Origin of the sequence: Streptomyces sp. NBC_01497 (genome assembly GCF_036250695.1) — a bacterium.
Classification (GTDB): Bacteria; Actinomycetota; Actinomycetes; order Streptomycetales; family Streptomycetaceae; genus Streptomyces.
Genome location: NZ_CP109427.1, coordinates 2,580,475 through 2,593,531 on the forward strand (window position 1 = coordinate 2,580,475; position 13,057 = coordinate 2,593,531).

The 13,057-nt window shown below is 72.0% G+C and carries 7 protein-coding genes; 3 read left to right on the forward strand and 4 right to left on the reverse strand.

All coding sequences use genetic code 11. The features are described 5' to 3' along the window. Positions 1 to 59: 59 nt before the first annotated feature. From OG310_RS10925 to OG310_RS10935, 3 genes are all read left to right on the forward strand, one after another. Positions 60 to 797: a response regulator transcription factor gene (locus OG310_RS10925; RefSeq protein ID WP_329455683.1), complete on the forward strand. Its 738-nt coding sequence runs from the start codon at positions 60 to 62 to the stop codon at positions 795 to 797. A gap of 38 nt (positions 798 to 835) precedes the next feature. After that, complete coding sequence (locus OG310_RS10930; RefSeq protein WP_329455684.1) at positions 836 to 1,951, forward strand: HAMP domain-containing sensor histidine kinase; 1,116 nt, start codon at positions 836 to 838, stop codon at positions 1,949 to 1,951. 363 nt (positions 1,952 to 2,314) lie between these two features. Then, on the forward strand, positions 2,315 to 6,193 hold the full coding sequence (locus OG310_RS10935) for a multifunctional oxoglutarate decarboxylase/oxoglutarate dehydrogenase thiamine pyrophosphate-binding subunit/dihydrolipoyllysine-residue succinyltransferase subunit (RefSeq protein ID WP_329455685.1): 3,879 nt from the start codon (positions 2,315 to 2,317) through the stop codon (positions 6,191 to 6,193). A gap of 125 nt (positions 6,194 to 6,318) precedes the next feature. On the opposite strand, the gene fxsT is transcribed toward OG310_RS10935, so the two are convergent. From fxsT to fxsA, 4 genes are all read right to left on the reverse strand, one after another. Beyond that, entirely contained in the window at positions 6,319 to 9,333 is a 3,015-nt protein-coding gene (fxsT, locus tag OG310_RS10940; protein ID WP_329455686.1) for an FxSxx-COOH system tetratricopeptide repeat protein, read from the reverse strand. Positions 9,334 to 9,467: 134 nt separating this feature from the next. Then, entirely contained in the window at positions 9,468 to 11,105 is a 1,638-nt protein-coding gene (locus OG310_RS10945; RefSeq protein ID WP_329455687.1) for an aKG-HExxH-type peptide beta-hydroxylase, read from the reverse strand. Further along, positions 11,102 to 12,295 (reverse strand): FxsB family cyclophane-forming radical SAM/SPASM peptide maturase, encoded by a 1,194-nt coding sequence (locus tag OG310_RS10950; protein ID WP_329455688.1) that lies wholly within the window; start codon positions 12,293 to 12,295, stop codon positions 11,102 to 11,104. The genes OG310_RS10945 and OG310_RS10950 overlap by 4 nt, the downstream gene beginning before the upstream one ends. A gap of 271 nt (positions 12,296 to 12,566) precedes the next feature. Beyond that, positions 12,567 to 12,836 carry an FxSxx-COOH cyclophane-containing RiPP peptide gene (gene fxsA, locus OG310_RS38540; RefSeq protein WP_443078602.1) on the reverse strand — a complete coding sequence of 90 codons (270 nt, stop codon included), beginning with the start codon at positions 12,834 to 12,836 and terminating at the stop codon, positions 12,567 to 12,569. Positions 12,837 to 13,057 lie beyond the last annotated feature (221 nt).

Here is a 13,057-nt window from a genome sequence, read left to right on the forward strand (position 1 = left end):
CGTAGATCGGCGGATCGAGGGCATACGGAGCGCGGAAGAACGCGTACCAGGGGCGGGCGATGGAGCAGACACATACCAGCCACAACGGAGTGGCGGCCACGCCGGGCGCCCAGCGTCGGGTCCTCGTCGTCGAGGACGACGCCACGATCGTCGACGCCATCGCGGCCCGCTTGCGGGCCGAGGGCTTCCTCGTCCAGACGGCTGTCGACGGCCCCGCCGCGGTGGACGCGGCGGAGGCGTGGCAGCCGGATCTGATGGTGCTCGACGTGATGCTGCCGGGGTTCGACGGGCTGGAGGTGTGCCGGCGTGTGCAGGCACAGCGACCGGTTCCCGTCCTGATGCTGACGGCACGCGACGACGAGACGGACATGCTCGTCGGGCTCGGCGTCGGCGCGGACGACTACATGACGAAGCCGTTCTCCATGCGGGAACTGGCGGCGCGCGTGCATGTGCTGCTGCGGCGGGTGGAGCGGGCCGCGCTGGCGGCCGTGACTCCGCGCAGCGGCATTCTCAGGCTGGGCGAACTGGAGGTCGACCACGCCCAGCGCCGGGTGCGGGTGCGCGGTGACGACGTGCACCTGACGCCGACGGAGTTCGATCTGCTGGTGTGCCTGGCGAACACGCCGCGGGCGGTCCTCTCGCGCGAGCAGCTGCTCGCCGAGGTGTGGGACTGGGCCGACGCGTCGGGCACGAGGACGGTCGACAGTCACATCAAGGCGCTGCGCCGCAAGATCGGCGCGGAGCGGATCCGCACGGTCCACGGCGTCGGGTACGCCCTGGAGACCCCGGCGCCATGAACCTGGCGGGCCGGCCGGGGGACGGCGGCGGACGGAGCGTGGAGCGAGTGGGAAAGGGCCGGGCCGGCCCGCGCCGGGGTGACCGGTACGGCGTCCGGCCCTTCTCGATCAAGGCGAAGCTCGGCACTCTGGTCGTGGTCTCGGTCTTCATCACGACCGGGCTGCTGATGGTGGCGCTGCGGACCAAGACCGAGCTGCGGTTCATCACGGTCTTCTCGGTGATCGCGACCCTGCTGATCACGCAGTTCGTGGCGCACGGCCTGACCGCTCCGCTGGACGAGATGAACACGGTCGCCAAGGGCATCTCCCACGGCGAGTACACCCGCCGGGTCAGCGGGGCGGACCGGCGCGACGAGCTGGGCGACCTGGCCTCGACGATCAACCGCATGGCGGACGATCTTGAGGACGTGGACCGGCACAGGAAAGAGCTGGTCGCGAACGTCTCGCACGAGCTGCGCACGCCGATCGCCGCGTTGCGGGCCGTCCTGGAGAACGTCGTGGACGGCGTCTCCGCGGCGGATCCGGAGACGATGCGCACGGCACTGAGCCAGACGGAGCGGCTCGGCCGCCTGGTGGAGACGCTGCTCGACCTGTCGCGCATCGACAACGGCGTCGTCCCGCTGAAGGCCACCCGTTTCGAGGTGTGGCCGTATCTGTCGGGTGTCCTCAAGGAGGCGAACCTCGCCGCCGCGCAGCGCGGCCTCAGCAGCGGTTCGGGGCTGCACACGAGGACCGACGTCCATCTGCACCTGGACGTCTCGCCGCCGGAGCTGACGGCGTACGCGGACGCGGAGCGCCTGCACCAGGTCGTGGCGAATCTCATCGACAACGCGGTCAAGCACAGCCCGCCGCACGGCCGGGTGACCGTCCGGGCGCGGCGGGGCACCGCGCCGGAGTCGCTGCATCTGGAGGTCCAGGACGAGGGCCCGGGGATCCCGGAAGAGGAGCGCAGCAGGGTCTTCGAGCGCTTCAACCGCGGCCGGATCACGTCCGGCGGCAGCCAGGGCGGCGGGAACGACGGCGGCACGGGGCTCGGGCTCGCGATCGCCCGCTGGGCCGTGGATCTCCACGGCGGCCGGATAGGTGTGGCCGAATCGGCCCGTGGCTGCCGCATACGGGTCACCCTTCCGGGAGTGCCGCGGCAGCGGGATTGACGGCTCGCGTCCATCGGGGTGACAGGGGCGGAGACGGTCCTGTCACCCCGATGCGCCGGAATGAACCCGAAAAATACCGGATGGCGTGGTTGGCGTATGCCGCCACCTGGGTACTACCAGTTCAGGACCGGTACATCGGCGACCGGAGCGGCCAGGGCCACGACACCTCTGGTTGTTCGGGAAGCCGTACGACCGTGGCCTGGCAAAACACGTTAGATTCCCGCCAAATCGCGCGCCGAAACACCTCCTGAGATGTGACGTGCGCGACGATGACCCGTCCGGCCTGCATCTGGCAGCCCGGTAGGCGTAGCCTTGATTTCCGCTGTCCATCACCTTGTGAAGCGGAAGAGGGCGGTTCACGCCGTGTCGTCTCAGTCCACCAGTAACGCGAGCATCTCGACCGATGGCCAAGACGGGCAGGGTCAAAACCCTGCCGCCGCCTTCGGCCCCAATGAGTGGCTTGTCGACGAGATCTACCAGCAGTACCTCCAGGACCCGAACTCCGTCGACCGTGCCTGGTGGGACTTCTTCGCCGACTACAAGCCGGGTGGCACCGGCTCGGCGGACAAGACCACGCAGACCGCAGCCGCGGACACCGCGGCTCCCGCGCAGCCGGCACCCGCTCCCGCGCAGCCGTCGGCGCCGGCTCCGGCCGCGCCCGCCGCCGCGCAGGCCCCGTCGCCCGCGCCGTCGGCACCCGCACAGGCCGCTCCCGCGCAGGCTCCGGCGGCTCCCGCCGCACCGCAGGCCCAGACGCCGCCTCCCGCGCCGTCAGCGCCCGTGCAGGCACCGGCCGCCCCCGCGCAGCCGGCCTCGGCCGCGAAGCCGGCCGCCAAGGCCGCTCCGAAGGCCGCACCGGCCGACGAGGCGGAGACCGGCCCGGAGTACGTGACGCTGCGTGGCCCGTCGGCCGCCGTCGCGAAGAACATGGCGGCCTCGCTCGAACTGCCCACGGCGACGTCCGTGCGCGCGGTTCCGGTGAAGCTGCTGTTCGACAACCGCATCGTCATCAACAACCACCTCAAGCGCGCCCGCGGCGGGAAGATCTCTTTCACGCACCTCATCGGGTACGCGATGGTGCAGGCCATCAAGGCCATGCCGTCGATGAACCACTCGTTCGTCCAGAAGGACGGCAAGCCGACCCTGGTCAAGCCGGCGCACGTGAACCTCGGCCTCGCCATCGACCTGGTGAAGCCGAACGGCGACCGTCAGCTCGTCGTCGCCGGCATCAAGAAGGCCGAGACGCTCGGTTTCTTCGAGTTCTGGCAGGCGTACGAGGACATCGTCAGGCGCGCCCGCAACGGCAAGCTCACGATGGACGACTTCACGGGCGTCACGGTCTCGCTGACGAACCCGGGCGGTATCGGCACGGTCCACTCCGTGCCTCGCCTGATGCCCGGCCAGAGCGTCATCCTCGGCGTCGGTGCCATGGAGTACCCGGCCGAGTTCCAGGGCACGTCCCAGGACACCCTGAACCAGCTGGGCATCTCGAAGGTCATGACGCTGACCTCGACGTACGACCACCGGGTCATCCAGGGTGCGGCGTCCGGCGAGTTCCTGCGGATCGTCAACCAGCTGCTGCTGGGCGAGAACGGCTTCTACGACGAGATCTTCGAGTCGCTGCGGATCCCGTACGAGCCGGTCCGCTGGATGAAGGACATCGACGCGTCGCACGACGACGACGTCACGAAGGCCGCGCGCGTCTTCGAGCTGATCCACTCCTACCGGGTGCGCGGCCACGTCATGGCCGACACCGACCCGCTGGAGTACCGCCAGCGCAAGCACCCCGACCTCGACGTCACCGAGCACGGCCTCACCCTGTGGGACCTGGAGCGGGACTTCGCCGTCGGCGGCTTCGCGGGCAAGTCCACCATGACGCTGCGCGACATCCTGGGCGTCCTGCGCGACTCGTACTGCCGCACCATCGGCATCGAGTACATGCACATCCAGGACCCGAAGCAGCGCAAGTGGCTGCAGGACCGGGTGGAGCGCCCGCACTCGAACCCCGAGCGCGAGGAGCAGCTGCGGATCCTGCGCCGGCTGAACGCCGCCGAGGCGTTCGAGACGTTCCTTCAGACGAAGTACGTCGGCCAGAAGCGCTTCTCGCTGGAGGGCGGCGAGTCCGTCATCCCGCTGCTGGACGCGGTGCTGGACGCGGCGGCCGAGTCGCGTCTCGACGAGGTCGTCGTCGGCATGTCGCACCGTGGCCGGCTCAACGTGCTGGCGAACATCGTCGGCAAGTCGTACGCGCAGATCTTCCGCGAGTTCGAGGGCAACCTCGACCCGAAGTCGATGCACGGCTCCGGCGACGTGAAGTACCACCTGGGCGCCGAGGGCACGTTCACGGGCCTGGACGGCGAGCAGATCAAGGTGTCGCTGGCGGCGAACCCCTCGCACCTGGAGACCGTCGACCCGGTCATCGAGGGCATCGCCCGCGCCAAGCAGGACATCATCAACAAGGCGGGCACGGACTTCACGGTCCTGCCGGTGGCCCTGCACGGCGACGCGGCCTTCGCGGGCCAGGGCGTCGTCGCGGAGACGCTGAACATGTCGCAGCTGCGCGGCTACCGCACCGGCGGCACCGTGCACATCGTCATCAACAACCAGGTCGGCTTCACCGCCGCCCCGGAGGCGTCCCGCTCGTCGATGTACGCGACGGACGTGGCCCGCATGATCGAGGCGCCGATCATCCACGTGAACGGTGACGACCCGGAGGCCGTGGTCCGCGTCGCGCGGCTGGCCTTCGAGTTCCGTCAGGCGTTCAACAAGGACATCGTCATCGACATGATCTGCTACCGCCGCCGCGGTCACAACGAGGGCGACAACCCGCAGTTCACGAACCCGCAGATGTACAACCTGATCGACAACAAGCGCTCGGTGCGCAAGCTGTACACCGAGTCGCTGATCGGCCGGGGCGACATCACGCTGGAGGAGGCCGAGCAGGCGCTCCAGGACTTCCAGGGACAGCTGGAGAAGGTCTTCGCGGAGGTCCGCGAGGCCACCTCGCAGCCGTCCGAGGCGGTCGTCCCGGGCGCGCAGGCCGAGTTCCCGGTGAGCGTCACGACCGGGGTCTCCCAGGAGGTCGTCAAGCGGATCGCCGAGTCGCAGGTCAACATCCCCGACGGGATCCACGTCCACCCGCGGCTCATGCCGCAGCTCCAGCGCCGCGCGGCCTCCGTCGACGACGGCACGATCGACTGGGGCACCGGCGAGACGCTGGCCATCGGCTCGCTGCTGATGGAGGGCACCCCGGTCCGCCTGGCGGGCCAGGACACCCGCCGCGGCACGTTCGGCCAGCGCCACGCGGTCCTCGTCGACCAGCAGTCCGGCGAGGAGTACACGCCGCTGCAGTACCTGACGGAGGAGCAGGCCCGCTACAACGTCTACGACTCCCTGCTCAGCGAGTACGCGGCGATGGGCTTCGAGTACGGCTACTCGCTGGCCCGCCCGGACGCGCTGGTCATGTGGGAGGCGCAGTTCGGTGACTTCGCCAACGGCGCGCAGTCCATCGTGGACGAGTACATCTCGGCCGCCGAGCAGAAGTGGGGCCAGACGTCCGGCGTCACCCTGCTGCTGCCGCACGGCTACGAGGGCCAGGGCCCGGACCACTCGTCGGCCCGCATCGAGCGGTTCATGGCGCTCTGCGCGCAGGGCAACATGACCGTTGCCGTGCCGACGCTGCCGTCGAACTACTTCCACCTGCTGCGCTGGCAGGTGCACAACCCGCACCACAAGCCGCTGATCGTCTTCACCCCGAAGTCGATGCTCCGGCTCAAGGCGGCGCAGTCGAAGGCCGAGGAGTTCACCACCGGCGGCTTCCGCCCGGTGATCGGCGACGACAGCGTCGATCCCGCACAGGTCCGCAAGGTCGTCTTCACGGCCGGCAAGGTCTACTACGACCTCGACGCCGGGCGGAAGAAGCGCGGCGTGACGGACACCGCGATCATCCGCCTGGAGCGGCTGTACCCGCTGCCGGGTGCGGAGCTGCAGGCCGAGATCGCGAAGTTCCCGAACGCGGAGAAGTACCTGTGGGCGCAGGAGGAGCCGGCGAACCAGGGTGCCTGGCCGTTCGTCGCGCTCAACCTGATCGACCACCTGGACCTGGCCGTCGGCGCGGACGTCCCGCACGACGAGCGCCTGCGCCGCATCTCGCGCCCGCACTCGTCGTCCCCGGCGGTGGGTTCGAAGAAGCGTCACGAGCAGGAGCAGGAACAGCTGGTCAGCGAGGTCTTCGACGCCTGACGGCGAAGACCCGTCCGCTCGGTGAAGGAAGGGCCCCGGTTCCGCGACACTCTCGCGGAACCGGGGCCCTTCCCGTACGGCGGCGCGCTCGCCGGACGCCGCGGACGGGCCGGGCACTCCGGCCGTCAGATGATCTGCGGCTCGAAGTCCCAGTACGGCCTCGTCCGCGCCCGCGCCGACATCGTGTGCGGGTGCTGCGGCCCCAGCGTCGAGGTCAGGTCCTCCAGCGCCTCCGTCTCGGCCTTGTCGGCCGCCTGCCGGTCGCCGAGCGTCCGCAGGTCCGCCGCCATGGCGATGCGGGCGGAGAGAGTCATCGGGTGCGTACGGCCCAGCACCTCGGCCGCCCGCGCGGCGGTGTCCGCGTTCAGCGCGGCCGCCGACTCCACATCGCCGCGCAGGGTGCGCATCTCGGAGGCGTTGATGGCGCAGCCCAGCGTCCACGGGTGGTCGGGGCCCACCGCGGCCCGCATCCCGGCGAGTGCCTGCTCGGCCAGTTCGTACGCCTGCTCGCGCTCGCCGACCGCCCGCATGATGAGCGCCTGGTTGGACCTGGCGCCCATCGGGAACGGGTGCGCCGGTCCGAGCAGCAGGGTGTAGCCCTCGACGACGCGTTCGCTTATTTCCCTGGCCTGGTCGATGTCCCCGTGTTCGCGGGCGAAGCAGCTCTGTCCTGCCGCGAAGCGCAGGGTGTCGGGGTCGCCCTCGCCGAGGACGCGCTCGCTGCGTTCGAGGACGCCGGTGAACAGTTCGGCGGCCTCACGGCGCCGCCCGATGCGGTAGAGCGCGAGTGCCAGGCTGTGCTCCGCGTTCAGCGTCTGCGGGTTGTCGGGCCCGAGGATGCTGCGGTGCACCCGCACGCTCTGCGTCTGGAGCGACTCGGCCTCGTTGTAGCGGCCCAGCAGGCGCTGGTCGGTCGAGACGTGCACTTCGGAGAAGAGCGACCAGCGGTGGCGGGGCCGCAGCAGGCGCCGCCGCTCGATCAGGGTTTTCATGTCCAGCTCAAGGGCTTCCTCGTACCGGCCCAGCAGCCGCAGCGAGACGGCCACGTTGTTCTGCGCGTTCAGGGTGCGCGCGTCCTGCTCGCCCAGCAGTTCCCGGTAGGCGTCGAGGACCCACCCCGAGATGGTGCGCGCCTCGTCGTAGCGGCCGAGGCCGCGCAGGTCGGCGGCGAGTCCGCTGGCGGCCCGCAGATGGGTGAGGTCCCTGGCGCCGTGGGCCTCCCTGAGGTGGTTGACCGCGGTGCGCTCGATGGCCTCCGTGTGCGCGTAGTCGCCCACGGCGCGCAGCAGGTTGGCGTAGTGGTGGGTGAGGTCCCAGATGCGCGGGTGGGTCTCCCCCAGCTGCTCCTTCCACGCCTTCATGGCGCGGGTACCGAGCGTCAGACCTGCCTGGTACTCACCCGAGTTCAGCATGTACTGCAGGCAGTTGAGCACCAGGGTGTGCATGGCCGGGCTGGTGCTCTGCAGGACGTCCGCCCACTTGAGGTGGGGCGTGATCTCCGCGTACTCCGGCCACATCCGGGAGTCCGTCGGCTGGCCGGGGTCGGCGGCGGCGAGGGCGCGGCGCACGACCTCGATGAGCTCCTCGTACTCCTCCTCGGGCATGTCCTGGCGGATGATCTGGTGCACCAGCCGGTGCATGTAGAGGGTGTCGCCCGGCACCGTGCCGACAGCCTCCGGCATGGTCTCGTGGATCTCCCGGTCACCGACGCCGACCGCTCGTACGACCGCGTACTGGCGGAGCTTGTTGATGGCGGTGGCCCAGCTGACGGAGTTGCTCACCAGTCCCCGCAGGCTTTCCGGCAGCTCGGCGGCCGGCAGGTCGCGCACCAGGCGCACGGGGATGGAGCCGGGCGCGAAGAACGCGCACAGCCGCAGCAGCGAGACGGCCTCTGGAACGGTCTCCCTGAGCCTGTTGAGCAGTATCGACCAACTGGTCCTGAAGGGCGTCGGGAAGTCGCGCGAGACCCGGACGACGTCCTCGTCGATGCCCTCCTGCTCCAGCAGCGCGATGTACTCGTCCACCGACATGTCGGAGTCGTTGAGCCAGCCCGCTGTCTGGTCGAGCAGCAGCGGCAGGTCCTCCAGTGCCTCGGCGAGCCGGTCGGCCTCGCGCGCGCTCAGGCGCGGGGCGCGGCGCAGGACGAACGCCACCGACTCGTCGCGGTTGTACTCGGGCACCTCGATCAGGAGGCTGTTGTGCTGCGCCCAGTCAGGGTTGCGAGCCGTGATGAGCACATCGCCCGGGCCGTCGGGCACCAGGTCCCAGACCGCGTCGGGGTCGTCCGCGCCGTCGAACACGATCAGCCACCGGCCGTACGGGTCGCCCCTGCGCAGCGCGATGTGGGTCGCGCGGAGCCGCTCGCCGTAGTCGACACCCGTCGACAGGCCGAGTTCCGGGGCGAGTTGGGCGAGCCGCTGGCGGCACACCGCCCGCTTGTCGGCGGCGGCCCACCACACCACGTCGTACTCGCCGCCGAAGCGGTACACGTACTCGGCGGCGAGCTGTGTCTTTCCCACGCCCGACATGCCGTGCAGCGTCACGACGCGGGCGCCTTCCTCGGCGTCGCGAAGGGCGTGGTAGGTGTCGTTGAGCAGCCGCTCCCGTCCGGTGAAGCGAGTGTTCCGGCGGGGCACACCGCCCCACACGTCGGACGGGTCGTTGGGGAAGCGGGGCCCCTTGCGGGTGCCGGCGGGGAGCGGGTCGGCGGGCAGGCCGAGCCTCGTCAGGACACGCCGCTCGGCCTCCTGCTCACCGACCGCGGTGAGGTCCGCGGCGGCGAACACCGACGTGGCGGGCGGCAGCGCGTCGGTGGTGACGGAGACCCCGGCGAACCGGCCGGGGTCGGCACCGACCACCTCGGTCAGGGCGCTGTTCCACTCGGCGTGCGTACGCGGCCCCATCTGGAAGTACCAGGTGCTGAGGATGACGAGGACGGGTCCCGGCGCGAGGGTCAGGGCGCGCAGCGAGTCGACGAGCGGAGTACCCCCCTGGGGGTCCCACCGCTGGTACGAGACCGTGTGTCCGCGGCGCTCCAGCCGGTCTCCTATCCAGGCCGCCCACACACGGTTGTATCCGGCGAAGCTGATCGTCACGGTCAGCGGCCCGGACGCGGCAACCCTCTTACGTGTTCCGGGCATTCAACCGTCTCCCCTGCGTCGTGATGGGCGCGCCTGACATGCCGTCGAGCTTAGGCCCTGCCGGGACCCCGCGATTCGATCCTGACGGTGTGGAATCGGACCGGGAAGCGAACCACGTGGATGGGCGGCAAGATTCATGCGTCCGGTCGCTTCTCCGCCTCCCCGCGCACCTCTGCGGGCGTGTCCGCGACGCTCTCGCGTGCGGTCCGGGGCCGCACGGCGGTGTGCCGTCGCTGGCGCCACAGGGTGTGCGCCGTGCTGACGTAGGCGCGGGCCCGTGCCGCGTGCCCGGGAGGCGGCGGCTCCTTCGCGAGCCGGTCGTACGTGGCCGTCATCTCGCCCACCAGGACCCGGCCTTGCGTGGTCAGGGTGTCCGCGGTCGTGAGGACCGGCAGGACCGCCCCCACCTGTTCGGCGCAGCGCGCGTGCTCCGCCCACGCCAGGTCGCGCTCCGCCGTGCTGTGCGCGGTCAGAGCGTAGCGATGCCAGTAGTCCGCGAGCGCGAGGTGCGAGTAGGCACCCTGGAGGAGCCCGTCGAAGGGGCGCGGATCAGTGCGCCAGGGCGCGAAGTACGCTTCGGCCGGACCCGCCTCGTGCAACCGGACGAGGGTGCTCAACGCGGACAGTTTGGTGTGCTGCAGTTCGTGGACGAGCGTGGCCGCGAAGTAGGCGGGCGTGGCGGGGCGGCTGCTGAGGACGGCGCCGAACGCCTCGCGCCGGGTGCCGCTGCAGTGGGACGCGCTCTCCCCCGCCGGGCCCTGCCCCGGCGGCGGCGCCAGCGGCACGAGGCAGCGCAGCAGCAGGGCCGCCTCGGCCGTGCGGTGCGCGCCGCCGACCCGCAGGACGGGCTCCGTGCCCGCCCATGACGCCGCCCAGGCGGCCCGGCTGGCTGGGTCGAGCCGCGTGACGGCGCCGAGGCCGTGCCGTTCGAGGCCGCTTCCCGCGGTGCGGTACGGGTCGAGGTCGTCCAGGAGCACGGGGGCGGCACCGGGCACCAGGGCGGGCAGGGTGCCCAGCGGCAGCCAGCGCGGGTCGTCGGAGCGGGTGGACGCGGCACTGGCGCCGGCCCGGCGTGCCGCGTTCGTGTCCCTTCGGTGCTGCCGGTCCGGCGGCGCGGGGACCGGGTGGACCACGACGGGCGGTGCCGCCGCTCCCTGGCTCAGGGTCAGGACACCGTCGGCCAGGCGGAGGTCCACCCGGGCGCCCGGGTGGGTGCGCAGTGCGCCGATAGTGGGCAGGGCGAGCAGGTCGCCGTACGCGGTGAGCCGGGCGGTGAAGGCGAGTCCGGCGTGGACGGCCGCCGCGGCGGCGATCGCGCCGAAGTGGCCGAGGTCGGCGGCGAGCTCCCCGGCCGCGCCGGCCCCGCGCTCCCCGTCGCCGGCATGCTCACGGCCGGTGCCGGTGCCGGTGCGGTCGCCCGCGCCGCCGCCGGCCGCGGCGAGCCCGTACAGGCAGCGCTGCGACCAGGGGCCGATCAGCGGATGCAGCAGGACGGTCCGTACGGCATCCCGGTCGGCGCGCTCGGCCGCCTCCAGCAGCGACCAGTCGGCACGCAGCCGGTCGAGCGCGCCGGGCGGGCCGAGGGCCGCGGGCAGCGCCGCCGCGGCGTCGAGCACCGCCCGCAGGCGCACGAGTCGGCGCGCGTGCTGGTCGCGGACCAGCAGCCCGATGGCGTCGCCACCCTCGGTACGGCCGAGTTCGCGCAACAGCGTCTCGGACACGGCGGGGGCCGGGGCGGCGGCTGTGGAGGTGGCGTTCACGGGGGACCTCACGTGCCGCTCCCGACGGTGACGGCCGCGAGCCGCGCCGCGATGTGCCGGATCAGCCGGTCGAGGTCGGCGCAGTAGACGGATGGATGCCCGAAGCCGCCGCCCGCACGGTAGCGGTGGGCGTAGTGGCCACCCCCGCAGACGGCGAGCAGCGGACAGGCACGGCAGGCGGGCGCGAGCGCGGCGGCGCCGGCCTGCCGCGCGAGAACGGCCGGGTGGCCCAGGGCGTCGTCGAAGGTGTGCCGGAAGACGTCGAGGCCCGTCCCCGCGGCGCCGTCGTAGGCGGACTTGAGCGAGTCGACCTGCTCGATGGCGCCGTCCGTCTCCACGACGATCGCGCCCAGCGGGTCGAGTCCCAGGGACTCGGTGGCGCCGGGCAGGCCGAACAGCAGGCCGATGCACTCCTGGAACAACCGGACGCGCACCTCGCGCCGTCCCGCGTCCCACCACCGGTCGAAGACGGCGCAGAGCCAGTCGCCGTACGGGGTGCGGCGCGGGGTGCCGGGCGCTCCCGCCGGGTCGCCTCCCGGGATGCCGGGCGGCGGGACACTCCAGTTGCCGTGCGGCAGCAGCAGGTCGAGCGCGGGCGGGTCGAGAGCGAGCAGCGACTCGTACACCGCGACCGGGTCCGTGCTCGGGTCCACGACCGTCAGGACACCCGCGTACGCCTGGGGCGCCCGTTCGGCGAGCAGCCGGGCGCCGCGGGTCGCGGCGGCCCAGGAGGGCCTTCCCGCGTGGTCCACGCGGGCCGCGTTGTGCTCGGGCAGGCCGCCGTCGAGGCTGATGCCGACCCTGATGCCGTGGCGCGCGAGGGTGTCGGTCCCGGCGGCGTCCAGCAGGGTGGCGTTGGTCTGCACGGCCGCGTCCACCCAGCAGCCGTCCGGCACCCGTTCCCGTACGAGGTCGGCGAAGGCCCCGAGCCGGTCCGCCCCGGCGAGCAGCGGCTCCCCGCCGTGCAGGACGAGCGAGAGGGCCGGCAGGGCGTGGGTGCGCGCGTGCTCCGCGATGCGGGCGGCCGTGCGGTCCAGGACGTCGTCGCCCGCGCGGGCGGGACGGGCGCGCCAGGAGTGGTCGGGGCCCGCGTACAGGTAGCAGTAGCGGCACGCGAGGTTGCACCGCCCGTGCACCTTGACGATGAACTGCGCGAAGGGGACGCGCACGCCGGCGCCCAACGGCGTCCCTCTGCGAGGCACGGACGAACCCCCGATGCTCTGCGTCTCACGGACCTGTGGGTCCCGTCGCTGCGGTGCGGGCCGGCCCGGGAACGGAACGGGGACCCCGAGACGGGATATGTCTGCGACGGGCGGGCTCGAACCGTGTCCGGACGATGTTGTCCGGTTCCCGAGCAGCGCGGTCCGGATTCGTGCGGGTGCCCGGGGCAGGCATGGGCACGAGGCACATGCCCGCGGTGGCCACCCGTCCGTTCCGCACCGCGCCGCCGCGGAGCCCGCGCCCCCGGAGCCGTCAGAACGGCGAGTTGCTGAAGCCCCAGAGCATCTCCCGCGGGCGCTCGGCTCGCTCGCGCAGTTCGGTGACCATCTCCGCGAGGACGGGGTGGTCGAGCGTGCGCAGGGTCTCCAGGTCGACCTCGCAGAGGTCGGGCAGCGGCGGCAGTGGGACACCCGGCGCCTCGCCGTCCCCTCGTGCTCCGTCCGTGTCCGTGGGGGCGTGCGGGTCCGTGGGGTGGCCGGCGTCGGTGCGGCCGCCGGTGTCAGGGCTCAGCGGATCGGTCATCGTCTCTCCCCGTGGTCGCCGTGCGTGTGTCGCGGTGCGTGCTCCACCTGCCCGTGCGGCACTCGCCTTTGAGCCCGTTCGCGGTCTTCCGGTCGTGCCGTGCTCGTTCGTGCCGTGCCGTGCTGTGCTCGTTCGTCCCGTGCTGTGCCGTGCCGTGCTGTGCTCGTTCGTACCGTGCTGTGCCGTGCCGTGCTGTTGTGCCGTGCGGTGCCCGTACGGTG